The organism is Streptomyces sp. AN091965 (assembly GCF_022698285.1).
Taxonomy (GTDB): Bacteria; Actinomycetota; Actinomycetes; order Streptomycetales; family Streptomycetaceae; genus Streptomyces.
This window is the reverse complement of record NZ_JALDMY010000001.1, coordinates 2,920,140-2,941,347: the sequence shown is the minus strand read 5'-3', so window position 1 is coordinate 2,941,347 and position 21,208 is coordinate 2,920,140. Positions and strand designations below refer to the sequence as shown.

Here is a 21,208-nt window from a genome sequence, read left to right as displayed (position 1 = left end):
ATCAGCGCAGGCCAGCACCCTGGATGGGCATTGCTACGCCTGATCACATAGGGTGAAAAGAAAAACGGGAGGTTCGGCGTGTTCGTTGAACGCGCGCCACTTGTCGACTTAGTGTCCTGTTCGGAAGAGTCCAGGGAACAGACACACTGGTAACCCTAAACTTCAGCGTTAGGGTTCGGGTCGGCGATTCGGACCGTCCCATTCGGCATCAGTCGGCGTATCGCGGCAGTGCGGTACGACGACACGTAACTCGAGGCGAGAGGCCTTCGACGTGGCAGCACCGCAGAACTACCTCGCAGTCATCAAAGTCATCGGTGTCGGCGGCGGTGGTGTCAATGCCATCAACCGGATGATCGAGGTCGGTCTCAAGGGCGTCGAGTTCATCGCCATCAACACCGACGCGCAAGCCCTGTTGATGAGCGACGCCGACGTCAAGCTCGACGTCGGCCGTGAACTCACCCGCGGACTCGGCGCCGGCGCCAACCCGGCCGTCGGCCGCAAGGCCGCCGAGGACCACCGCGAGGAGATCGAGGAGGTCCTCAAGGGGGCCGACATGGTCTTCGTCACGGCCGGTGAGGGCGGCGGCACCGGCACGGGCGGCGCGCCCGTGGTCGCCAACATCGCGCGCTCCCTCGGCGCCCTGACGATCGGTGTGGTCACCCGGCCGTTCACCTTCGAGGGCCGCCGTCGCGCCAACCAGGCGGAGGACGGCATCGCCGAGCTCCGCGAAGAGGTCGACACCCTCATCGTCATCCCGAACGACCGGCTGCTCTCCATCTCGGACCGCCAGGTCAGCGTGCTCGACGCCTTCAAGTCGGCCGACCAGGTCCTGCTCTCCGGCGTTCAGGGCATCACCGACCTCATCACCACTCCCGGCCTGATCAACCTCGACTTCGCCGACGTCAAGTCGGTCATGTCCGAGGCCGGTTCGGCACTCATGGGCATCGGCTCGGCCCGCGGCGACGACCGCGCGGTGGCCGCCGCCGAGATGGCGATCTCCTCGCCGCTCCTGGAAGCCTCCATCGACGGTGCCCGCGGGGTGCTGCTCTCCATCTCCGGCGGCTCCGACCTCGGCCTGTTCGAGATCAACGAGGCGGCCCAGCTGGTCAGCGAGGCCGCCCACCCGGAGGCCAACATCATCTTCGGCGCGGTCATCGACGACGCGCTCGGCGACGAGGTCCGGGTCACCGTCATCGCCGCCGGGTTCGACGGCGGACAGCCGCCCGCCAAGCGGGACAACGTCCTGGGATCGACCTCCAGCAAGCGCGAGGAGCCCGCTCCCACGAGCCGTCCCGTCGAATCCTCCCGTCCGGGACCGGCCTTCGGCGGCCTCGGCAGCGTCACGCCGCGCGAGGAGCCCCCGGCCCCGGAGCCCGTCGAACCGGCTCCGGTGAACGAGGCGCCCGCGACGTCGGCGACGCCCCCGCAGGTCCCGCCGACCCGTCTGCACCAGGACAGCCAGGCCGAAGAGCTGGACGTGCCGGACTTCCTGAAGTGATAGGCAAGCGCTCCGGAACGAGCACTGCGAGCGGCGCGCACTTCGCCTTCACCGACCGGTGGGGCGGAGTGAGCGCCGTTCCGTACGCGGAGCTCAACCTCGGCGGAGCGGTCGGCGACGACCCCGACGCCGTTCTGCGGAACCGCGAACTGGCCGCCAAGTCCCTGGGCATCGACCAGGGACGGGTGGTCTGGATGAACCAGGTGCACGGCCGGGACGTCGCCGTGGTCGACGGGCCCTGGCCCGCGGACCAGGAGATTCCGGCGGTCGACGCCGTCGTCACCGCCGAGCGGGGCCTCGCCCTCGCCGTGCTGACCGCCGACTGCACCCCCGTACTCCTCGCCGACCCGGTGGCGGGCGTCGCCGCCGCGGCGCACGCGGGCCGTCCCGGCATGATCGCCGGAGTGGTGCCCGCGGCCGTCCAGGCCATGGTGGCCCTCGGCGCGGAGCCCGGCCGGATCGTGGCCCGCACCGGGCCCGCGGTCTGCGGCCGCTGTTACGAAGTGCCCGCGGACATGCGCGCCGACGTCGCCGCCGTGGAACCCGCGGCGCACGCCGTCACGAGCTGGGGCACACCCGCGGTCGACGTGACCGCCGGAGTGCACGCCCAACTCGAACGGCTCGGGGTGCGCGACCGGGAGCAGTCGCCGGTGTGCACGCTGGAGTCGGGAGACCACTTCTCGTACCGCCGCGACCGCGTCACCGGTCGGCTCGCGGGCTATGTCTGGCTGGACTGATGGGGCATGACGGACCGTAAGTCGGAACTCGCCACAAATCTGGCGCATGTGGAAGAGCGCATCGAGGCGGCCTGCGCGGCCGCCGGGCGCAAGCGTGAAGAGGTGACCCTCATCGTGGTCACCAAGACCTACCCCGCGAGCGACGTACGCGCGCTCGCCGGGCTCGGCGTCCGTCACGTCGCCGAGAACCGCGACCAGGACGCGGCGCCCAAGGCCGCCGCCTGCGCGGACCTCCCGCTGGACTGGCACTTCGTCGGCCAGCTGCAGACCAACAAGGTGCGTTCCGTGGTCGGTTACGCGGACGTGGTGCAGTCGGTGGACCGGCCGAAGCTCGTCACCGCGCTCTCGGCCGCGGCCGTGCGCGCCGAGCGGGAGGTGGGCTGCCTGCTCCAGGTCGCCCTCGACGCCGGGGAGAGCGGCCGCGGGGAGCGGGGAGGCGTCGGCCCCGGTGGAATCGAAGAGTTGGCCGGTCTCGTGGCCGACGCCCCCGGGCTCCGGCTCGACGGTCTGATGACGGTCGCGCCGCTCACCGGGGAGTACGCGGGACGGCAACAGGCGGCGTTCGAGCGGCTGATGGTTTTGTCGACTGCCCTGCGCGTGGCCCATCCGGCTGCGAACATGGTGTCGGCAGGTATGAGTGCGGACCTCGAACAGGCCGTTGCGGCCGGTGCGACACATGTGCGCGTCGGGACAGCGGTACTCGGAGTCCGACGCGGGCTCGGGTAACGTCGCCAGGAAGTCGGACCACAGCAGAAAATATGGTCATTCCCACCGCTGAGCGGGGATGACTCGTGGATCGCGGGCAGTTGGTGACGACCCTCTCGATCCACCACAGAGCGGAGGACTCAGAGCATGGCCGGCGCGATGCGCAAGATGGCGGTCTACCTCGGCCTCGTGGAGGACGACGGTTACGACGGCCGGGGCTTCGACCCCGATGACGATTTCGAGCCCGAGCCGGAGCCCGAGCGCGACCGCCGGCGGCACGAACCACCGCACCAGTCGCACCAGTCCCACCTCGCGGACCGGGACTTGGAACGGGACGAATCGGTACGAGTGGTGCAGCCACCGGCACAGCGCGACCCGGCGCCGCGACCCGCTTCGCTTGCCGCCGAATCGGGACGACCGGCGCGAATCGCCCCCGTGGCATCTATCACACCTGAACGTCAGAGCCTGGAGAAGAACGCACCGGTGATCATGCCCAAGGTCGTGTCCGAGCGTGAGCCCTACCGCATCACCACGCTTCACCCCCGGACCTACAACGAAGCCCGTACCATCGGGGAACACTTCCGCGAAGGCACCCCGGTGATCATGAACTTGACGGAGATGGACGACACCGACGCGAAGCGACTTGTCGACTTTGCCGCCGGTCTGGTCTTCGGTCTGCATGGCAGTATCGAGCGAGTGACGCAGAAGGTGTTCCTGTTGTCGCCTGCTAACGTCGATGTCACGGCGGAGGACAAGGCCCGTATCGCAGAGGGCGGGTTCTTCAACCAGAGCTGAGACGCAGTGCAGTAGACAGCAGCAGTACCGGACCGATTCAGCGCGGATGCGACCAGAAGCAGGGGAGAGGGAAACGCGGACATGGGCGTGGTCTTGCAAGTGATCTACATCGCGCTGATGTGTTTCCTCATCGTGCTGATCTTCCGGCTGGTCATGGACTACGTCTTCCAGTTCGCCCGCTCATGGCAACCCGGCAAGGCGATGGTGGTCGTTCTGGAGGCCACCTACACTGTCACCGATCCACCGCTCAAGCTTCTGCGGCGGTTCATTCCGCCGCTACGTCTCGGCGGCGTGGCGCTCGACCTGTCCTTCTTCGTACTGATGATCATCGTCTACATCCTGATCACCGTCGTGAGTCAGCTGTGAACGATACGGTCTTGCCGAATGCCGACGACTACGTTGAGGTGAAGAGATGCCGTTGACCCCCGAGGACGTGCGGAACAAGCAGTTCACGACCGTCCGCCTCCGAGAAGGCTATGACGAGGACGAGGTCGATGCCTTCCTCGATGAGGTCGAAGCCGAACTGACGCGCTTGCTCCGCGAGAACGAGGACCTGCGCGCCAAGCTGGCCGCCGCCACGCGCGCGGCCGCGCAGAACCAGCAGCAGGGCAACATGCGCAAGGGCCCCGAGGGCGGCCCCCAGGACCAGCGAGGTCCCGGCGCGCCCGTGCCCGCCGCAATATCTGGTCCGCAGCCGGTTCCGCCGCAGCAGCAGATGGGCGGCCCGATGGGCGGCCCGCCGCAGCTGCCCGGCGGTGCGCCGCAGCTGCCCGCAGGCCCCAGTGGGCACGGCCCGCAGGGTGGTCCGCAGGGTCCCGGCCCGATGGGCCAGGGTCCGATGGGGCAGGGGCCGATGGGTCAGGGTCAGATGGGTGGCCCCATGGGCGGTCCCATGGGCGGCCACGGCCCGCAGATGCCGCAGCCCGGCCAGGGCCCCGGCGGCGACAGCGCCGCCCGTGTGCTCTCGCTCGCGCAGCAGACCGCCGACCAGGCGATCGCCGAGGCCCGTTCCGAGGCCAACAAGATCGTGGGCGAGGCCCGTTCGCGCGCCGAGGGCCTGGAGCGGGACGCCCGTGCCAAGGCCGACGCCCTGGAGCGGGACGCGCAGGAGAAGCACCGGGTCGCGATGGGCTCCCTGGAGTCCGCCCGCGCCACCCTGGAGCGCAAGGTCGAGGACCTGCGCGGCTTCGAGCGCGAGTACCGCACGCGGCTGAAGTCCTACCTGGAGTCGCAGCTGCGTCAGCTGGAGACCCAGGCCGACGACTCGCTCGCCCCGCCGCGCACTCCGGCGACCGCCTCGCTGCCGCCGTCCCCGGCGCCTTCGATGGCTCCGGCCGGCGCGGGTGCCCCGTCCTACGGCGGCAACCAGTCGATGGGCGGCAACCAGCCCGCGGGCGGTCCGTCGTACGGCGGCCAGCAGCAGATGTCGCCCGCGATGACGCAGCCGATGGCGCCGGTGCGGCCGCAGGGCCAGCCGCCGATGCAGCAGGCTCCGTCCCCGATGCGCGGCTTCCTCATCGACGAGGACGACAACTGACGGGCGACACCACGCCATAGGCGTCGGCAGCGTTCAGGGCGGAGCCCCCGGATTCCCCGGGGGCTCCGCCCTTTTGCGCGCCCTGCCGGGTGTGCGCTGACCGGTACCCGCCGGACCCACGGCGACGCGTACGACATGACGAAGGCCCGGCCCCACCAAGCTGCTTGGTGGGGCCGGGCCTTCGGGGTTGCCCGGGTTACGCCTTGCGGAGGCGGAACGTCAGGTTCAGGGAGTCGTCCTTGAACGGCTCGCCGTAGCTGTCGTCCGCGTCGCCGGAGGCGAAGTCCGTGGCCAGGACCTCGTCGGCGATGAGGGCGGCGTGGTCCGTGAGGGCCGTCACCGTGGCCTCGTCCGCGGACGTCCAGCGCAGCGCGATGCGGTCCGCGACGTCCAGGCCGCTGTTCTTGCGGGCCTCCTGGATCAGCCGGATCGCGTCGCGCGCGAGGCCCGCCCGGCGCAGCTCGTCCGTGAGCTCCAGGTCGAGGGCGACGGTGGCGCCGGAGTCGGACGCCACCGACCAGCCCTCGCGCGGGGTTTCGGTGATGATGACCTCGTCCGGGGCGAGCGTCACGGTCTCGCCGTCGACCTCGACGGACGCGGTGCCCTCGCGCAGGGCGAGGGACAGCGCGGCCGCGTCGGCTTCGGCGACGGCCTTGGCCACCGCCTGGACGCCCTTGCCGAACCGCTTGCCGAGGGCGCGGAAGTTGGCCTTCGCGGTGGTGTCGACCAGGGAGCCGCCGACTTCGGAGAGGGAGGCGAGGGAGGACACGTTCAGCTCTTCGGTGATCTGGGCGCGCAGCTCCTCGCCCAGCGTCTCGAATCCGGAGGCGGCGACCAGGGCGCGGGACAGCGGCTGGCGGGTCTTGACGCCCGACTCCGCGCGCGAGGCGCGGCCGAGCTCCACCAGGCGCCGGACCAGGACCATCTGCCGCGAGAGCTCCGGGTCGACGGCCGACAGGTCGGCCTCCGGCCAGGTGGACAGGTGCACCGACTCCGGGGCGTCCGGGGTGACGGGCACGATCAGGTCCTGCCAGACGCGCTCGGTGATGAACGGCGTCAGCGGGGCCAGCAGGCGCGTGACCGTCTCGACGACCTCGTGCAGGGTGCGCAGCGCCGCCTTGTCGCCCTGCCAGAAGCGGCGGCGCGAGCGGCGCACGTACCAGTTGGAGAGGTTGTCGACGAAGGCCGACAGGAGCTTGCCCGCGCGCTGGGTGTCGTAGGCGTCCAGGGCCTGCGTCACCTGGTCGGTGAGCGCGTGCAGCTCGCTGAGCAGCCAGCGGTCCAGGAGCGGGCGGTCGGCGGGCGCCGGGTCGGCGTCCGAGGGGGCCCACTTCGACGTACGGGCGTACAGCGCCTGGAAGGCGACCGTGTTCCAGTACGTCAGGAGGGTCTTGCGGACGACCTCCTGGATCGTGCCGTGGCCCACGCGGCGGGCCGCCCAGGGGGAGCCGCCCGCGGCCATGAACCAGCGGACCGCGTCGGCGCCGTGCTGGTCCATCAGCGGGATCGGCTGGAGGATGTTGCCCAGGTGCTTGGACATCTTGCGGCCGTCCTCGGCGAGGATGTGGCCGAGGCAGACGACGTTCTCGTAGCTCGACTTGTCGAAGACGAGGGTGCCGACCGCCATCAGCGTGTAGAACCAGCCGCGGGTCTGGTCGATGGCCTCGCTGATGAACTGCGCCGGGTAGCGGGACTCGAACAGTTCCTTGTTCTTGTACGGGTAGCCCCACTGTGCGAAGGGCATCGAGCCCGAGTCGTACCAGGCGTCGATGACCTCCGGCACGCGCACCGCTTCGAGGGAGCAGCCCTCGTGGGTGCAGGTGAAGGTGATGTCGTCGATGAACGGGCGGTGCGGGTCCAGGTCCGTCTGGTCGGTGCCGGTCAGCTCGGTGAGCTCCGCGCGCGAGCCGACGCAGGTGAGGTGGTTCTCCTCGCAGCGCCAGATGGGCAGCGGGGTGCCCCAGTAGCGGTTGCGGGACAGGGCCCAGTCGACGTTGTTGGTCAGCCAGTCGCCGAAGCGGCCGTGCTTGACCGACTCGGGGAACCAGTTGGTCTTCTCGTTCTCCTGGAGGAGGCGGTCCTTGACCCTCGTGGTGCGGATGTACCAGGACGGCTGTGCGTAGTACAGGAGAGCGGTGTGGCAGCGCCAGCAGTGGGGGTAGCTGTGCTCGTACGCGATGTGCTTGAAGAGCAGGCCGCGGTCGTCCAGGTCCTGGGTGAGCGTCTCGTCGGCCTTCTTGAAGAAGACGCCGCCGACCAGCGGGACGTCCTCCTCGAAGGTGCCGTCCGGGCGGACGGGGTTCACGACGGGCAGGCCGTACGACCGGCAGACCTTGAGGTCGTCCTCACCGAAGGCGGGGGACTGGTGGACGAGACCGGTGCCGTCCTCCGTGGTCACGTAGTCGGCGTTGACGACGAAGTGGGCCTCGGCCGGGAACTCCACCAGGTCGAAGGGGCGCTGGTACGTCCAGCGCTCCATCTCGGCGCCGGTGAACTTCTGGCCCGTGGTCTCCCAGCCCTCGCCGAGGGCCTTCTCCACCAGGGGCTCGGCGACGACCAGCTTCTCCTTGCCGTCGGTGGCCACCACGTAGGTGACGTCCGGGTGGGCGGCGACGGCCGTGTTGGACACCAGGGTCCAGGGGGTCGTCGTCCACACCAGGAGGGCGGCCTCGCCCGCGAGGGGGCCGCCGGTGAGAGGGAAGCGGACGTAGACGGACGGGTCGACGACCGTCTCGTAGCCCTGCGCCAGCTCGTGGTCGGACAGGCCGGTGCCGCAGCGGGGGCACCAGGGGGCGACGCGGTGGTCCTGGACGAGGAGGTCCTTCTTGAAGATCTCCTTCAGGGACCACCAGACGGAGTCCACGTACTCCGGGTTCATCGTGCGGTACGCGTCGTCCAGGTCGACCCAGTAGCCCATGCGGGTCGTGAGCTCGGCGAAGGCGTCGGTGTGGCGGGTCACGGACTCGCGGCACTTGGCGTTGAACTCGGCGATGCCGTACGCCTCGATGTCCTTCTTGCCGTTGAAGCCGAGCTCCTTCTCGACCGCCAGCTCGACGGGCAGGCCGTGGCAGTCCCAGCCGGCCTTGCGGGCCACGTGGTAGCCGCGCATGGTGCGGAAGCGCGGGAAGACGTCCTTGAAGACGCGGGCCTCGATGTGGTGGGCGCCCGGCATGCCGTTGGCGGTGGGCGGGCCCTCGTAGAACACCCACTCGGGGCGGCCCTCGGACTGCTCCAGGCTCTTGGCGAAGATCTTCTGCTCGCGCCAGAAGTCGAGCACGGCGTGCTCGAGGGCGGGCAGGTCGACCTGGGCGGGTACCTGGCGGTACTGCGGCGGCGTCATATCGCGCTTCCTCCGGCGGACGTGCGTTCCGTTCCGTCGGAGGGACGAGAGCCTTGTCTGCGCTCCCGCGGTACCACCCTCCTTGGCCGTCGTGGCGCCGGTGGCGCTCTTGACGACCCCCTCATTGGGGTCGCGATGCCGGTTCTACTCGCCTCTGCCCCGCCTCTGCGGCGGTGGGCCTGGCTTTCCTCCGGCGGCTCCGGGGTGATCTTCACGTCGCGCTCGCCCCCGGGCTCACACCGTCCCCGGGTCGCTCATGGCTGCGTACGTCGCTACTCGTCCCCATCCAAGCTTTTCGCTCCAGCCAGTGTACGGCGCCCGGGGAGGGGCGGCCCACCGGATTTCGACGGGCCCCCGGCGGTACGGGGCGCGAGGGGCGTACTGACCCGAATGGCGAGACGCGCGCCCACGCGTCCCGGTGCGCCCCGGCCGGCGGATTACGGGGCGGGGAGCTGGGCACAACGCATGAAGGCTCGCCGCGCGGCACCCGTGGGGCGGGCGAATCGGGCGGCGTGCCCCGTTGCCGCGGGCCTGGAGTCGATTTATCGTCCCAGCACGATTCGCGTGCAAGATCACAATATGTGAAGGGGCCGCGGCCATGGTGGCGAAGAAGACCGCCGTACAGCATTCGGCGTCCAGCAGATCCACAGCCGCGGGGGCCGGCGGGGCGGCCGGAGAAGGGGGCGGCAAGGCGTCCCGCGCCGTGAAGACCGTACGGGCGGGCAAGGCGGCGGGCGCCGCCGGGGAGGGGCCGAAGAAGACGGCCACGAAGGCGGCCGCCAAGAAGGCGGCTGCCTCCGGGGCCCCGGCCGGGAAGGCGGCCGCTGCCAAGGCCCCCGCCAAGAAGGCCGCCGCCAAGAAGGCCGCCGCTTCGAAGACGGCCTCCACGGCGGCCGCGAGGGCGACGGCCGAGAAGGCGACAGCCAAGAAGACCGCGACCAAGAAGACGGCGACCAAGAAGGCCGCGGGCAAGGAGGCAGCCGCGAAGGCCCCGCCCGAGGAGACGGGTGCCGAGCAGGCACCACCGGCGAAGCAGACCGCGACCAAGAAGACCGCGACGAAGAAGACCGTGGCCAAGGAGACCGCGACCAAGGAGACCGTGGCCAAGAAGTCCGTGGCCAAGAAGGCGGCGACCAAGAAAGCTGCCGCCAAGGAGCTGGTCGCCGAGAAGACGGTCGCCAAGGAGACCCCGGCCAAGAAGGCGGCTCCCAAGAAGGCCGCGGCCAAGAAGACGGCGTCGGCCAAAGCGGCGGCGCAGCCGCAGGCACCGCACGAAACGGCGGCGGCCGCGGCCGGGGGCGAGGGCGCGGCAGGAGACGCCGCCCCCGGCAGGGAGGTGAGCGGGGGTCGTGGTGCGTCCAAGAAGGGGACGGGGGCCACGGCGAGGAACCGAGGGACCAGCACACGTTCGGCCAAGAAGACGGCCGCGCCCGCGGCCGAGGATGCGGCTCAGGCCGCGGAGACGACGGGAGCCACGACAGTGGTTGCGAAGAAGACTCCGGGCACGGCGACGGCGACGCAGCAGGCGGCAGCCGCGACGAAGGCGGGAACGGTACCGAAGGCGCGGGCCGCGACCGTGCCGGGCGAGCTCGCGGTGCGGCCCGGTGAGGACCCGTGGACCCCGGCCGAGGTCGCCGAGGCGCGGACCGAGCTGATGGCGGAGACGATGCGGCTGCGCACCGAGATCGAGGCGTCCGAGACGTCCCTGGCGGGGCTGATGCGGGACTCCGGGGACGGCGCGGGCGACGACCAGGCGGACACCGGCACCAAGAACATCACGCGTGAGCACGAGATGGCCCTGGCCGCGAACGCCCGGGAGATGCTGGAGCAGACCGAGCGCGCCCTGGAACGCCTCGACGCGGGCACGTACGGGCTCTGTGAGAACTGCGGCAACCCGATCGGCAAGGCCCGCATGCAGGCCTTCCCGCGCGCGACCCTGTGCGTCGAGTGCAAGCAGAAGCAGGAGCGGCGCTCCTGAGCGCGGCCTGGAAACCGGCTGCCTTATGCGTGTGTCGTACCCTCGTCCCAGTCAGGTACCTAGGTTGAGGGATTCACGTGGCAGAGGCGGAGCGCATCATCGGTACGCCGGACATCCCTGAGGCAGAGCACGGCGCCGACGGCGGCCAGGACGCCGAGGGCGGCCAGGACGCCGAGGGCGGCCAGGACGCCGAGGGCGCACAGAAGCCCACGGGCAAGCGCAAGATCGCCGTGCTCTTCGGTGTGGCCCTGGTCGCGTACGCCCTGGACCTCGTCAGCAAGATGGTCGTGGTCGCCAAACTGGAGCACCACGAGCCGATCGACGTGGTCGGTGACCTGCTGCGCTTCAACGCGATCCGCAACGCGGGCGCCGCCTTCGGCATGGGCGAGGCGTACACCATCATCTTCACGGTGATCGCCACGGGCGTGATCGTGGTCATCGCCCGGCTCGCGCGCAAGCTCTACAGCCTGCCGTGGGCGATCGCGCTCGGCCTGCTGCTCGGCGGCGCGCTCGGCAACCTGACCGACCGGATCTTCCGCTCGCCCGGCGTCTTCAAGGGCGCGGTCGTCGACTTCATCGCCCCCAAGGGCTTCGCGGTGTTCAACCTCGCGGACTCGGCGATCGTCTGCGGCGGCATCCTGATCGTGCTGCTCTCCTTCCGCGGGCTCGACCCGGACGGGACCGTGCACAAGGACTGACCCGTACCGAAGGCCCCGCGCGCGGGGCCTTCGGTACGGGAGTGTCCGCCCCCTCCTGCATACTCGTGGGGTGAGCACGATTCCCGAGATCCGTACCCTGCCCGTGCCCGACGGCCTGGAGGGCGAGCGCGTCGACGCCGCCATCTCGCGCATGTTCGGGTTCTCCCGCACGAAGGCCGCCGAGCTCGCGGCCGCCGGCAAGGTGCTGGTCGACGGCGCGGTCGCCGGCAAGTCCGAGCGCGTGCACGGCGGCGCCTGGCTGGAGGTGGAGATGCCGCAGGCGCCCGCCCCGGTGCAGATCGTCGCCGAGCCCGTCGACGGCATGGAGATCGTGCACGACGACGAGGACATCGTCGTGATCGTCAAGCCCATCGGCGTCGCCGCGCACCCGAGCCCCGGCTGGACCGGCACCACCGTGATCGGCGGCCTCGCGGCGGCGGGGTACCGCATCTCGACGTCCGGCGCCGCCGAGCGCCAGGGCATCGTGCACCGCCTGGACGTGGGCACCTCCGGCCTGATGGTGGTCGCCAAGTCCGAGCGGGCGTACACGTCGCTGAAGCGCCAGTTCAAGGAGCGCACCGTCGACAAGCGGTACAACGCGCTGGTGCAGGGCCACCCCGACCCCATGAGCGGCACCATCGACGCCCCCATCGGCCGCCACCCGAACCACGACTACAAGTGGGCGGTCACCGCCGAGGGCAAGCCCTCGGTCACGCACTACGACCTGATGGAGGCCTTCCGCTCCGCCTCGCTGCTCGACATCAAGCTGGAGACGGGCCGCACCCACCAGATCCGCGTCCACATGGCCGCCCACCGCCACCCGTGCGTGGGCGACCTGACGTACGGCGCGGACCCGACGATCGCCAAGCGCCTGGGCCTGACCCGGCAGTGGCTGCACGCGGTGCGGCTCGGCTTCGAGCACCCCGGGGACGGCCAGTGGGTCGAGTACGCGAGCGGCTACCCCGACGACCTCCAGCAGGCCCTCGACCGGGTGCGGGCGGAGAGCCAGTGAGCACCCCGGTGACCTGCCGGGTCGCGGTCGGCCAGGAGGACCTGGACGCCTGTTTCGCCGTCCGCAAGGAGGTCTTCGTCGCCGAGCAGGGCGTGCCCGAGGACCTGGAGTACGACGCGTACGACACGGGCGCCGTGCACGTCCTCGCGGGGCGCCGCGAGGACGGGGCGCCGCTCGGCACCGGCCGGCTCCTCACGGGCGAGGCCGCGGCCGTCAAGAACGGCGGGGACGCCACCGTGGGGGCCCTGGGCAGGCTGGCCGTGCTGCGCTCCGCGCGCGGGCTCGGGGTCGGGGCCGCGCTGGTCCGGGCCATCGAGGACGCCGCCCGCCAGCGCGGGCTCGGCGCCGTCGACCTGCACGCGCAGACGCAGGCCCTGGGGTTCTACGAACGGCTGGGGTACGAGGCGTACGGCCCGGAGTTCCCCGACGCGGGGATCCCGCACCGCGCCATGCGCAAGGCGCTGCGCTAGCCGGACGCAGCCGGGCAGGCGGGTGATTCGCCCGGTTTACCCCCTTCCGTGGCAAGGTTGAGGTCCTGATCGTGCAGGACTCGGCTCCCGGAGGGCACCCGTGGATCAACTGGCGCTGCTGCTCGTCCTGTTGCTGGGGGCCGTGGTGACCGTGCCGCTGGGGGACCGGCTCGGGCTTCCCGCGCCCGTCCTGATGACGCTCGGGGGCATCGTCCTCGCGTATCTGCCCTTCGTGCCGAACGTGGACGTGCCGCCGGACTTCATCCTTCCGCTGGTGCTTCCGCCGCTGCTCTACGCCGCCGTGCAGCGCACGTCCTGGCGGCAGTTCGCGGCCAACATCCGCCCCATCCTGCTGCTCGCCGTCGCCCTCGTCTTCGTGACGACGGCGGCCGTCGCGGCCGTCGCGCACGCGATCGTGCCGGGCCTGCCGCTGGCCGCCGCGCTCGCCCTCGGCGCGCTCGTCGCCCCGCCCGACCCGGTCGCGGCGACCGCCGTGGCCGGGTCGCTCGGCCTGCCGCGGCGCCTCGTGTCGATCCTGGAGGGCGAGGGCCTGTTCAACGACGTCACGGCGATCGTGCTCTACCACGTGGCGATCGCCGCCGCCGTCAGCGGCACCTTCTCCTGGCCGTCGGCGGCCGGTCAGCTCGTGCTCTCGGCGGTCGTCGCCGTGGCCGTGGGGCTCGCGCTCGGCTGGCTGAGCAACCAGCTGATGGGCCTGCTCGCCGACGCCACGCTCCAGACGGGCCTGACCCTGCTCGTGCCGTTCGTCGCGTACGTCCTCGCCGAGGAGCTGCACGGCTCCGGCGTCCTCGCCGTCCTGACCACCGCGCTCTATCTCGCCGAGCACGCCGTCGACGCCGACGACGTGCTCGGCCGGATCACCGGCCAGTCCTTCTGGCAGATCGTCGACACGCTGGTCACCGGCGTCGCCTTCGGGCTCATCGGGCTCGAACTGCACAACGTCTTCGGTACGTCCGAGGGGCGCGAGTGGCAGATGCTCGGCTGGGGCGCCGTGGTCGTGGCCGTCGTCGTCGGCGTACGGCTGCTGTGGCTGCTGCCCGCGACGTGGCTCGCCAAGCGGCTGCACCAGCGGCGCGACTACGACGAGGAGATCCCGATGTCGTGGCGCGAGACCGTCGTCATGTGGTGGTCGGGGATGCGCGGCGTCGCCTCGGTCGCGCTCGCCCTCGCCATCCCGCTCAAGACGGACGACGGGGCCCCGTTCCCGGGCCGCGACGAGGTCGTCTTCATCGCCTTCTGCGTCATCATGGCCACGCTCGTCGCCCAGGGCCTGACCCTGCCCTGGCTGGTGAAGAAGCTCGACGTGCGTGCGGACACCGACGCCGAGCGGGCCCTGGAGCGTGACCTCGCGCTGCGCGCCGCCAAGGCCGCCAAGGCCCGGCTGCGGGAGATCGAGGAGGTCGAGGAGCTGCCCGAGGAGCTGTCCGAGCGGCTCCTGCGCGGCGCCTTCGACATCGGCGCCAGGATCAGCCCGGACATCGTCGACGACGAGCGGCGCGAGCGGTACGCCAAGCGCGTGGACCGCTTCAAGGCGGTCCAGCGCATCCAGCGCGAGATGATGTCGGCCGCCCGGCACGCGGTCCTCTCCGCGCGCAGCGAACCCGGCTCCGACCCGGAGATCGTGGACCGGGTCCTTCGCCAGCTCGACGTCCGCAGCCTGCGCTGACGGGCGCCCCGATCAGCCCCGGCCCGTGCGCGGCGTGTGCGGTGGCCTCGGGCGCGGCCGGGCGTCGTCAGGCGGCAGCTCCGCCCAGGCGGTGTTGACCCGCGGCAGCGCGTACGGATGGTGCTCGGCCAGCCAGGCGACGAGCTGCTCGCGGACGGTGACCCGTACGGTCCAGATGTCGTCGGCGTCCTTGGCGGTGGCGAGCGCGCGCACCTGGATCGTGCTGACCGTGGTGTCGGTGACCGCCAGGCCCCAGTCCCGGCCGTCCCAGGCGGCGCAGTCGCGCAGCACGTCGTGCAGCTTCTCGCGCATGGCCGCGACCGGGGCGCTGTGGTCGAGCTGGAAGAAGACCGTGCCGGTCATCTGGGAGCCGCCGCGCGACCAGTTCTCGAACGGCTTCGACGTGAAGTACGAGACGGGCATCGTGATCCGCCGCTCGTCCCAGGTGCGCACGGCCAGGAACGTCAGGGTGATCTCCTCGACGGTGCCCCACTCGCCGTCCACGACGACCGTGTCGCCGATCCGCACCATATCGCCGAACGCGATCTGAAGGCCGGCGAAGAGGTTCCCGAGCGTGGACTGCGCGGCGACGCCCGCCACGATGCCCAGGATGCCCGCGGAGGCCAGGAGCGAGGCCCCGGCCGCCTGCATCGCGGGGAACGTGAGCAGCATCGCGGCCACCGCCACCACGCCGATCAGGGCCGCGACGACGCGCTGGATCAGCGTCACCTGCGTACGGACGCGGCGCACCCGGGCGGGGTCGCGGTGGGCGGCGGCGTAGCGCGCGTACGAGGCCTCCACGATCGCCGTGGAGATCCGCACCGCGAGCCAGGCCACCGAGCCGATCAGGACCAGGGTGAGCGCTCTGCCGATGCCCGCCGAGTGGTCCTCGGCGATCTTCGCGTGCGCGTACGAGCCGCGCAGCACGGCGGCGCACAGGACGACTTGCAGGGGCAGGCGGCAGCGGCGGAGCAGTCCCCACAGGGGACGCTGCGGCTGCAGGGCGTCGGCACGGCGCAGCGCCGTGTCCACCAGCCAGCCGACGGCCAGGGTGAGCACGAGTGCGGCGCCGACCACGATCAACGGTCGCAGGACGTTCTCCATGTCTCCGAGGGTAGGTGGAGCGGGTGGGACGTTCGAGGGTAGGTGGGGCGGGTGGGGTCGGATGGCACGATGGATCCATGAACATCGTGCTTTTCCATTCGACGTACGGGCTGCGGCCCGCGGTGCGCGCGGCGGCCGACCGGCTGCGCGCGGCGGGCCACCAGGTGTGGACCCCCGACCTCTTCGAGGGGCGCGTCTTCGACACCGTCGAGGAGGGCATGGCCCACCAGGAAGAAGTGGGCAGGGACGAGCTCCTCAAACGTGCGGTTCTGGCCGCGGCGCCGTACTCGGACCGGGGCCTGGTCTACGCGGGCTTCTCGTTCGGCGCCTCCGTCGCGCAGACGCTCGCGCTCGGCGACGACAAGGCGCGCGGCCTGCTGCTCCTGCACGGCACGAGCGACATCGCCGAGAACGCGTCGGTGGACGGCCTGCCGGTGCAGCTGCACGTCGCCGAGCCCGACCCGTTCGAGACGGACGACTGGCTGAGCGCCTGGTACCTGGGGATGGGCCGGGTCGGCGCCGACGTGGAGGTCTACCGCTACGCCGGGGCGGGCCACCTGTTCACCGACCCGGACCTGGACGACTACGACGCCGACGCGGCCGAGACCACCTGGCGCACGGCCCTCGGCTTCCTGGAAACCCTCTAGGGGCCGCCCGCGGGGCACGGTGTCGCGCGTGCGCCACACCGTGCCCGGCGAGCGGTCAGCGCACCGGCTCGCGCACCCGCTCCACCTTCTGCGTCCCGCTGAGCGTGCGGTACGAGCGGGCCCAGGACGACGTGGCCTTGGGGTCCTTGCGGTCGGAGACCACGTAGTAGTCCATCTGCGAGCGCTCGGCGGTCACGTCGAGGACGCCGTAGCCGTGCGAGTCCATGTCCAGCCACTTCACATGGCGGTTGGCGGCCTTGACGGCGGCGACGCCGACGAGCGACAGCGTGTGCGGCGCCACCTTCAGGTAGTCGTCGACGTTGTCGGAGGTCACGGACGTGACGACGAACTCCGTGGCCGCCGACGGCGACGACGGGTACGTGGCGGCCGTGACGGGCACGTCGTTCGCCCAGGCCATGTGGATGTCGCCGGTCAGGAACACCGTGTTCTTGACGCCCTTGTCCCGCAGGTGCCCGATCAGCTCCTTGCGGTCGTGCGTGTAGCCGTCCCACTGGTCGGTGTTGACGGCCAGGCCCTCCTTGGGCAGGCCGAGCAGCTCGGCCAGCGGCGCGAGCAGATACGCAGGCAGCGAGCCGAAGGCCACCGGCGAGATCATCACCGAGGTGCCGACGAGCTTCCACGCGGCGTCGGAGGAGGCCAGACCCGCCTTCAGCCAGTCGAGCTGGGCGCGCCCCGTGATCGTGCGCTCCGGCGAGTCCACGGCGCCGCTGCCGGGCTTGGCCTGCTGGGAGCGGAACGAGCGCAGGTCGAGCAGGTGCAGATCGGCCAGCTTGCCGAAGCGAAGGCGGCGGTAGACGGTGCCTTCGGTGGAGGGGCGGACCGGCATCCACTCGAAGTACGCCTGCTTGGCGGCGGCCACGCGCGCGGCCCAGGGGCCCTCGGTCTCGGGCTGGTGGTTCTCCGCGCCGCCGGACCAGGTGTCGTTGGCGACCTCGTGGTCGTCCCAGATCGCGATGACCGGGTGCGTGGCGTGCATCGCCAGGGCGTCGGGGTCGGTCTTGTGGACGCCGTGGCGCTCGCGGTAGTCGGCGAGCGTGACGATCTCGTGCTCGGGGCGGTGCTCGCGCACCAGGCCGCGGGTGGAGGCGTAGCCGCCGGACGCGTACTCGTACAGGTAGTCGCCGAGGTGCAGGACCGCGTCGAGCTCCGTGCGGGCCGCGAGGTGGCGGTACGACGAGAAGTAGCCCGCCTCCCAGTTGGCGCAGGAGACCACGCCGAAGCGCACGCCGGGCGCGGCCGCGTCGTGCGCGGGCGCGGTGCGGGTCCGGCCGACGGGGGAGCGCACCGTGGAACCGCCCTCTACGGAGAAGCGGTAGTAATAGGTGGTCGCCTGGCTCAAGCCCCTTACGTCCGCCTTGACGGTGTGGTCGCTCGCCGCCGTCGCGGTGGTGGTTCCCCGGCCGACGACCCGGGTGAAGCCCTTGTCCTCGGCCACCTCCCAACCCACCCGCACGTCGGGTCCCTTGCCGGAGCCGGGCACCGCGTCCGGGGTCGGCGTGACGCGCGTCCAGAGCAGGACGCCGTCGGGCAGCGGGTCGCCGGAGGCGACGCCGTGTGCGAAGGCCGGGCCGTCGGCGGCGCGGGCGGTCCCGGCGGCCGCGAGCGGCGCGGCGAGGACGGCGGTGGCGGCCGCGGCTTTGACGACGGTCCGGCGGCGCGGCGCGAGGGCGGCGGCCCGCGGTCTGCCGGAGTCCTCGGCGCCCGCGGGGGAGTTGTTGTCTATTCGACTGGTCACGAGGAGGAACCCTACGGACCAGTAACGCGGAAAGAGCGGGCGCCCTCGAAAAGTTCGCCCGCTCTTCCACAAGTCGTCTACTGCGCTTGCGTGATAACTCCCGGTCAGGCCTTCAGGGCCTTGTCCACGGCCTTGGTGAAGTCCTCGGGCGTCATCGGGGCGTTGCGGCCGTCGGCGCCCTTGAGCTGCTTGCCGTTCATGACGAAGGCCGGGGTGCCCTCGACGCCGTCCTTGTTGTCGCTGAAGGCGTCCGACACGGCCAGGGCCCAGCGGTCGTACGTGCCGTCCTTGACGTCCTTCTTGAAGGCCGCGCTCTTCTTGAGCTCGGGCACCTCGTTGGCGATCTTCAGCAGGTACGCGTCGTCCTTGAACTTGTCCTGGTCCTCCGCGGGGTGGTTGTCGGCGGAGTACAGGGCCTTCTTGTAGGCGAGGAAGGCGTCCGGGGAGACGTTCAGGGCGGCGCCGAGCGCGCTCATCGCGTTGCGCGAGCCCTCGCCCGGGAAGTTGCGGTCGAGGAAGGTCGCGCCGACGAACTGGACCTTGTACTTGCCGTCCTTGAGGTCCTTCTCGACGGTCGGGCCGACGGCCTGCTCGAAGCTGGCGCAGATCGGGCAGCGCGGGTCTTCGTAGACCTTCAGGGTCTTCTTGGCGCCGGCCTTGCCGACGACGATCGTCGTGCCGTCCTTGCCCGAGGTGTTGGCGGGCTTGACCAGCTTCTGGTCCTTGGCCTCTTCCCAGTAACCGGGCTTGTTGTTCTGGACGACGGCGTAGCCGATGCCGCCGGCGATGGCGATGACGCCGACGACGGAAACGCCGACGATGATCGACCGCTTGCGCTTCTCGCGCTGGCGCTCGGCCTCCTGCTGGGCGCGGATCCGCTCGCGGGCGGCCTGCTTGGCGGCCTGGCTGTTGCGCTTGCTCATGGTGGTACTCCGTGATGGTGGGAGGGGGACGTGCGTACTCAGGCGACAGCGGCCGAGTACGGCGGTCCGCGCCGTCCCACGCAGTGCACGAAGAGCCGGGTGCGCGCCGCCCGGGCCCGGAGCACGGGCCGCGGCGCGCGCTGCTCCGGGGCGACCCGGGCGGTCACCACGGCCAGGGCGATCAGGAGCGGCCGGAAGGTGGCGGCGGCCACGGCGCGCAGCAGCTGGGCGAGGGCGCGCTCGCCCCGGTGCAGCCACGCGGCGGCGGCGAGACCGACGCCGACGTGCGTGGCGAGCAGCAGCCAGGCCGCGCCCGGGTCGGCGTCCGCGAGCAGGGCGGCGGCGCCGTGCAGCCGCTCGCCGCCCGCCATCCGGGCCAAGGGGCTGCCGACGTCGGCGCCGCCGCACAGCACGTCGACGCCGAAGGAGCGCAGCGGGCCCGCGACCGGGCCGCCGGCCTGGCCGTAGCAGACGTGCTGGCCGGTGGTGAAGACCGTGTCGGCGGCGAGCTCCAGCGGGACGAGCAGCGCGGCGATCTTGCCGAAGCCGCGCTCGCGCCCGGCCAGGGCGTACGCGATGACGTAGACGACGGCCGTGATCCCCAGACAGGTGGTCAGCGGCAGCGGGGCCCGGGACAGCAGGATGTGCGACGCGGCGGACAGCAGCACGACGACCGTCGTGAACAGCGCCGCGCGCACGACTCTCAGCTGGGTCCCGAATATGTCCATCGCGGAAGTGAGTGTCCCACGGGCCGTCGTAAGGGAGCCCTAAAGGGTCCCTGTGAATCGGACGACGCGGCCCCTCACGGCACCGGACCCTCTAGAGGCCCGGTATCCGGCCGTTGCGGAACAGGTCGACGAAGACCTGGTGGTCGGCGCGCGCACGGGCGCCGTAGCCGTGGGCGAAGTCGACGAGGAGGTCCGCGAAGCCCGCCTCGTCGGCCGCGATCGCGGCGTCGATCGCCCGCTCCGTGGAGAACGGCACCAGGTCCGAGTGGCCGCTCTCGTCGTCCGCCGCGGCGTGCATCGCGGCCGTGGCCCGGCCCAGGTCGGCGACCACCGCGGCGATCTCCTCCGGGTCGTCGATGTCCGACCAGTCCAGGTCGACCGCGTACGGCGACACCTCGGCGACGAGCTGGCCCGCGCCGTCCAGCTCGGTCCAGCCGAGCCAGGGGTCGGCGTGCGCCTGCAGGGCGCGCTGCGAGATGACCGTGCGGTGGCCCTCGTGCTGGAAGTACGCGCGGATCGAGGCGTCCGTGACGTGCCGCGAGACGGCCGGGGTCTGGGCCTGCTTGAGGTAGATCACGACGTCGTTCTCCAACGCGTCGCTGTTGCCCTCCAGGAGGATGTTGTACGAGGGCAGCCCGGCCGAGCCGATGCCGATGCCGCGGCGGCCCACGACGTCCTTCACGCGGTAGGAGTCCGGGCGGGTCAGGGAGGACTCCGGGAGCGTCTCCAGATAGCCGTCGAAGGCCGCGAGGACCTTGTAGCGCGTGGCGGCGTCCAGCTCGATGGAGCCGCCGCCCGGCGCGAAGCGGCGCTCGAAGTCGCGGATCTCCGTCATCGAGTCCAGGAGCTCGAAGCGGGTCAGGGAGCGGGCGGCGCGCAGCGCGCCGAGCAGCGGGCCCTCGGCGGTGTCGAGCGTGAAGGGGGGCACTTCCTCGCTCTTGGCGCCCGTCGCCAGGTCGTGGATCCGCGCGCGGTAGGCCGCCGCGTAGGTCCGCACCAGGCCGGTGATCTGCTCGTCGCTGAGCGCCTTGGTGTAGCCGATCAGGGCGAGCGAGGCGGCGAAGCGCTTCAGGTCCCAGGTGAAGGGGCCGACGTACGCCTCGTCGAAGTCGTTCACGTTGAAGATCAGGCGGCCCTGGGCGTCCATGTACGTGCCGAAGTTCTCCGCGTGCAGGTCGCCGTGGATCCACACCCGGCCCGTGCGGTCGTCCAGGTACGGACCGGTGTGTATCTCCCCGCCGCCGCGCCCGGCGTGCTCGCGCTCCAGGTCGTGGTAGAAGAGGCAGGCCGTGCCCCGGTAGAACGCGAAGGCGGAGGCCGCCATCTTGCGGAACTTCACCCGGAACGCCGCGGGGTCGGCGGCGAGCAGCTCGCCGAAAGCGGTGCCGAAGACGGCGAGGATCTCCTCGCCGCGCTGCTCGGCGGTGGGCTGCGGGACCGACATCGCGGGGTGCCTCCTGGTGCATGACATGGGACAGGTGTTCCGTGCCCCCTGCCCTCTTCCAACGCCCGACCGTACTCCTGAGTGCCCGCCCGTCACCCGACCACCACCCCACAACGAGACGCTGCGCGCCGCAGTATCAGACCCTGCTG

18 protein-coding genes are annotated in these 21,208 nt (G+C 71.4%); 12 read left to right on the top strand and 6 right to left on the bottom strand.

The features are described from left to right. Positions 1 to 271: 271 nt before the first annotated feature. The 6 genes from ftsZ (at position 272) to MQV74_RS12190 (ending at position 5,272) form a co-directional block, all read left to right on the top strand. Positions 272 to 1,498 carry a cell division protein FtsZ gene (ftsZ, locus tag MQV74_RS12215; protein WP_242716879.1) on the top strand — a complete coding sequence of 409 codons (1,227 nt, stop codon included), beginning with the start codon at positions 272 to 274 and terminating at the stop codon, positions 1,496 to 1,498. Further along, positions 1,495 to 2,235 (top strand): peptidoglycan editing factor PgeF, encoded by a 741-nt coding sequence (gene pgeF, locus MQV74_RS12210; RefSeq protein ID WP_242716876.1) that lies wholly within the window; start codon positions 1,495 to 1,497, stop codon positions 2,233 to 2,235. Before ftsZ ends, pgeF begins: the two co-directional genes overlap by 4 nt. Positions 2,236 to 2,241: 6 nt before the next feature. Further along, complete coding sequence (locus tag MQV74_RS12205) at positions 2,242 to 2,961, top strand: YggS family pyridoxal phosphate-dependent enzyme (protein ID WP_242716870.1); 720 nt, start codon at positions 2,242 to 2,244, stop codon at positions 2,959 to 2,961. Between the two features lie 126 nt (positions 2,962 to 3,087). Then, the gene (locus tag MQV74_RS12200) at positions 3,088 to 3,735 is read left to right on the top strand and encodes a cell division protein SepF (RefSeq protein ID WP_138959225.1); all 648 of its coding nucleotides are present in this window, start codon (positions 3,088 to 3,090) and stop codon (positions 3,733 to 3,735) included. An 81-nt stretch (positions 3,736 to 3,816) separates the two neighbouring features. Continuing rightward, on the top strand, positions 3,817 to 4,101 hold the full coding sequence (locus tag MQV74_RS12195; RefSeq protein WP_030679335.1) for a YggT family protein: 285 nt from the start codon (positions 3,817 to 3,819) through the stop codon (positions 4,099 to 4,101). Positions 4,102 to 4,147: 46 nt separating this feature from the next. After that, positions 4,148 to 5,272: a DivIVA domain-containing protein gene (locus MQV74_RS12190; protein WP_242716868.1), complete on the top strand. Its 1,125-nt coding sequence runs from the start codon at positions 4,148 to 4,150 to the stop codon at positions 5,270 to 5,272. Between the two features lie 196 nt (positions 5,273 to 5,468). On the opposite strand, the gene ileS is transcribed toward MQV74_RS12190, so the two are convergent. Then, a complete protein-coding gene (gene ileS / locus MQV74_RS12185; protein ID WP_242716866.1) occupies positions 5,469 to 8,612 on the bottom strand; it encodes an isoleucine--tRNA ligase in 3,144 nt (1,047 codons plus the stop codon). Positions 8,613 to 9,210: 598 nt separating this feature from the next. Here ileS and MQV74_RS12180 point away from each other — a divergent pair. The 5 genes from MQV74_RS12180 (at position 9,211) to MQV74_RS12160 (ending at position 14,457) form a co-directional block, all read left to right on the top strand. Further along, complete coding sequence (locus MQV74_RS12180) at positions 9,211 to 10,590, top strand: TraR/DksA family transcriptional regulator (protein ID WP_242716864.1); 1,380 nt, start codon at positions 9,211 to 9,213, stop codon at positions 10,588 to 10,590. Positions 10,591 to 10,667: 77 nt separating this feature from the next. Further along, positions 10,668 to 11,288, top strand: a complete 621-nt coding sequence (gene lspA, locus MQV74_RS12175) for a signal peptidase II (RefSeq protein WP_242716862.1) — start codon at positions 10,668 to 10,670, stop codon at positions 11,286 to 11,288. Positions 11,289 to 11,358: 70 nt separating this feature from the next. Beyond that, entirely contained in the window at positions 11,359 to 12,300 is a 942-nt protein-coding gene (locus MQV74_RS12170; RefSeq protein ID WP_242716860.1) for an RluA family pseudouridine synthase, read from the top strand. Then, positions 12,297 to 12,770: a GNAT family N-acetyltransferase gene (locus MQV74_RS12165; RefSeq protein ID WP_242716858.1), complete on the top strand. Its 474-nt coding sequence runs from the start codon at positions 12,297 to 12,299 to the stop codon at positions 12,768 to 12,770. Before MQV74_RS12170 ends, MQV74_RS12165 begins: the two co-directional genes overlap by 4 nt. Before the next feature lie 100 nt (positions 12,771 to 12,870). Then, positions 12,871 to 14,457 carry a Na+/H+ antiporter gene (locus tag MQV74_RS12160; protein WP_242716855.1) on the top strand — a complete coding sequence of 529 codons (1,587 nt, stop codon included), beginning with the start codon at positions 12,871 to 12,873 and terminating at the stop codon, positions 14,455 to 14,457. Positions 14,458 to 14,469: 12 nt separating this feature from the next. Here MQV74_RS12160 and MQV74_RS12155 read toward each other — a convergent pair whose 3' ends face one another. Continuing rightward, positions 14,470 to 15,561: a mechanosensitive ion channel family protein gene (locus tag MQV74_RS12155; RefSeq protein ID WP_242716853.1), complete on the bottom strand. Its 1,092-nt coding sequence runs from the start codon at positions 15,559 to 15,561 to the stop codon at positions 14,470 to 14,472. A 77-nt stretch (positions 15,562 to 15,638) separates the two neighbouring features. Here MQV74_RS12155 and MQV74_RS12150 point away from each other — a divergent pair, with 77 nt between their 5' ends. Beyond that, the gene (locus MQV74_RS12150) at positions 15,639 to 16,208 is read left to right on the top strand and encodes a dienelactone hydrolase family protein (protein ID WP_242716851.1); all 570 of its coding nucleotides are present in this window, start codon (positions 15,639 to 15,641) and stop codon (positions 16,206 to 16,208) included. A 55-nt stretch (positions 16,209 to 16,263) separates the two neighbouring features. Here MQV74_RS12150 and MQV74_RS12145 read toward each other — a convergent pair whose 3' ends face one another. From MQV74_RS12145 to MQV74_RS12130, 4 genes are all read right to left on the bottom strand, one after another. Beyond that, the gene (locus MQV74_RS12145) at positions 16,264 to 17,952 is read right to left on the bottom strand and encodes an alkaline phosphatase D family protein (RefSeq protein ID WP_242728622.1); all 1,689 of its coding nucleotides are present in this window, start codon (positions 17,950 to 17,952) and stop codon (positions 16,264 to 16,266) included. Between the two features lie 116 nt (positions 17,953 to 18,068). Beyond that, a complete protein-coding gene (locus MQV74_RS12140) occupies positions 18,069 to 18,887 on the bottom strand; it encodes a thioredoxin domain-containing protein (RefSeq protein ID WP_242716849.1) in 819 nt (272 codons plus the stop codon). 38 nt (positions 18,888 to 18,925) lie between these two features. Then, complete coding sequence (locus tag MQV74_RS12135) at positions 18,926 to 19,615, bottom strand: hypothetical protein (protein WP_242716846.1); 690 nt, start codon at positions 19,613 to 19,615, stop codon at positions 18,926 to 18,928. A gap of 91 nt (positions 19,616 to 19,706) precedes the next feature. Beyond that, on the bottom strand, positions 19,707 to 21,059 hold the full coding sequence (locus MQV74_RS12130) for a DUF2252 domain-containing protein (RefSeq protein ID WP_242716844.1): 1,353 nt from the start codon (positions 21,057 to 21,059) through the stop codon (positions 19,707 to 19,709). Positions 21,060 to 21,208 lie beyond the last annotated feature (149 nt).

What these genes read in the sequence shown, in the direction of transcription:
- MQV74_RS12205 (WP_242716870.1), top strand. Translation starts at nt 2,242, where the DNA reads ATGACGGACCGTAAGTCGGAACTCGCCACAAATCTGGCGCATGTGGAA.
- MQV74_RS12200 (WP_138959225.1), top strand. Translation starts at nt 3,088, where the DNA reads ATGGCCGGCGCGATGCGCAAGATGGCGGTCTACCTCGGCCTCGTGGAG.
- MQV74_RS12195 (WP_030679335.1), top strand. Translation starts at nt 3,817, where the DNA reads ATGGGCGTGGTCTTGCAAGTGATCTACATCGCGCTGATGTGTTTCCTC.
- MQV74_RS12190 (WP_242716868.1), top strand. Translation starts at nt 4,148, where the DNA reads ATGCCGTTGACCCCCGAGGACGTGCGGAACAAGCAGTTCACGACCGTC.
- ileS (WP_242716866.1), bottom strand. Translation starts at nt 8,612, where the DNA reads ATGACGCCGCCGCAGTACCGCCAGGTACCCGCCCAGGTCGACCTGCCC.
- MQV74_RS12180 (WP_242716864.1), top strand. Translation starts at nt 9,211, where the DNA reads ATGGTGGCGAAGAAGACCGCCGTACAGCATTCGGCGTCCAGCAGATCC.
- MQV74_RS12155 (WP_242716853.1), bottom strand. Translation starts at nt 15,561, where the DNA reads ATGGAGAACGTCCTGCGACCGTTGATCGTGGTCGGCGCCGCACTCGTG.
- MQV74_RS12150 (WP_242716851.1), top strand. Translation starts at nt 15,639, where the DNA reads ATGAACATCGTGCTTTTCCATTCGACGTACGGGCTGCGGCCCGCGGTG.
- MQV74_RS12140 (WP_242716849.1), bottom strand. Translation starts at nt 18,887, where the DNA reads ATGAGCAAGCGCAACAGCCAGGCCGCCAAGCAGGCCGCCCGCGAGCGG.
- MQV74_RS12135 (WP_242716846.1), bottom strand. Translation starts at nt 19,615, where the DNA reads ATGGACATATTCGGGACCCAGCTGAGAGTCGTGCGCGCGGCGCTGTTC.
- MQV74_RS12130 (WP_242716844.1), bottom strand. Translation starts at nt 21,059, where the DNA reads ATGTCGGTCCCGCAGCCCACCGCCGAGCAGCGCGGCGAGGAGATCCTC.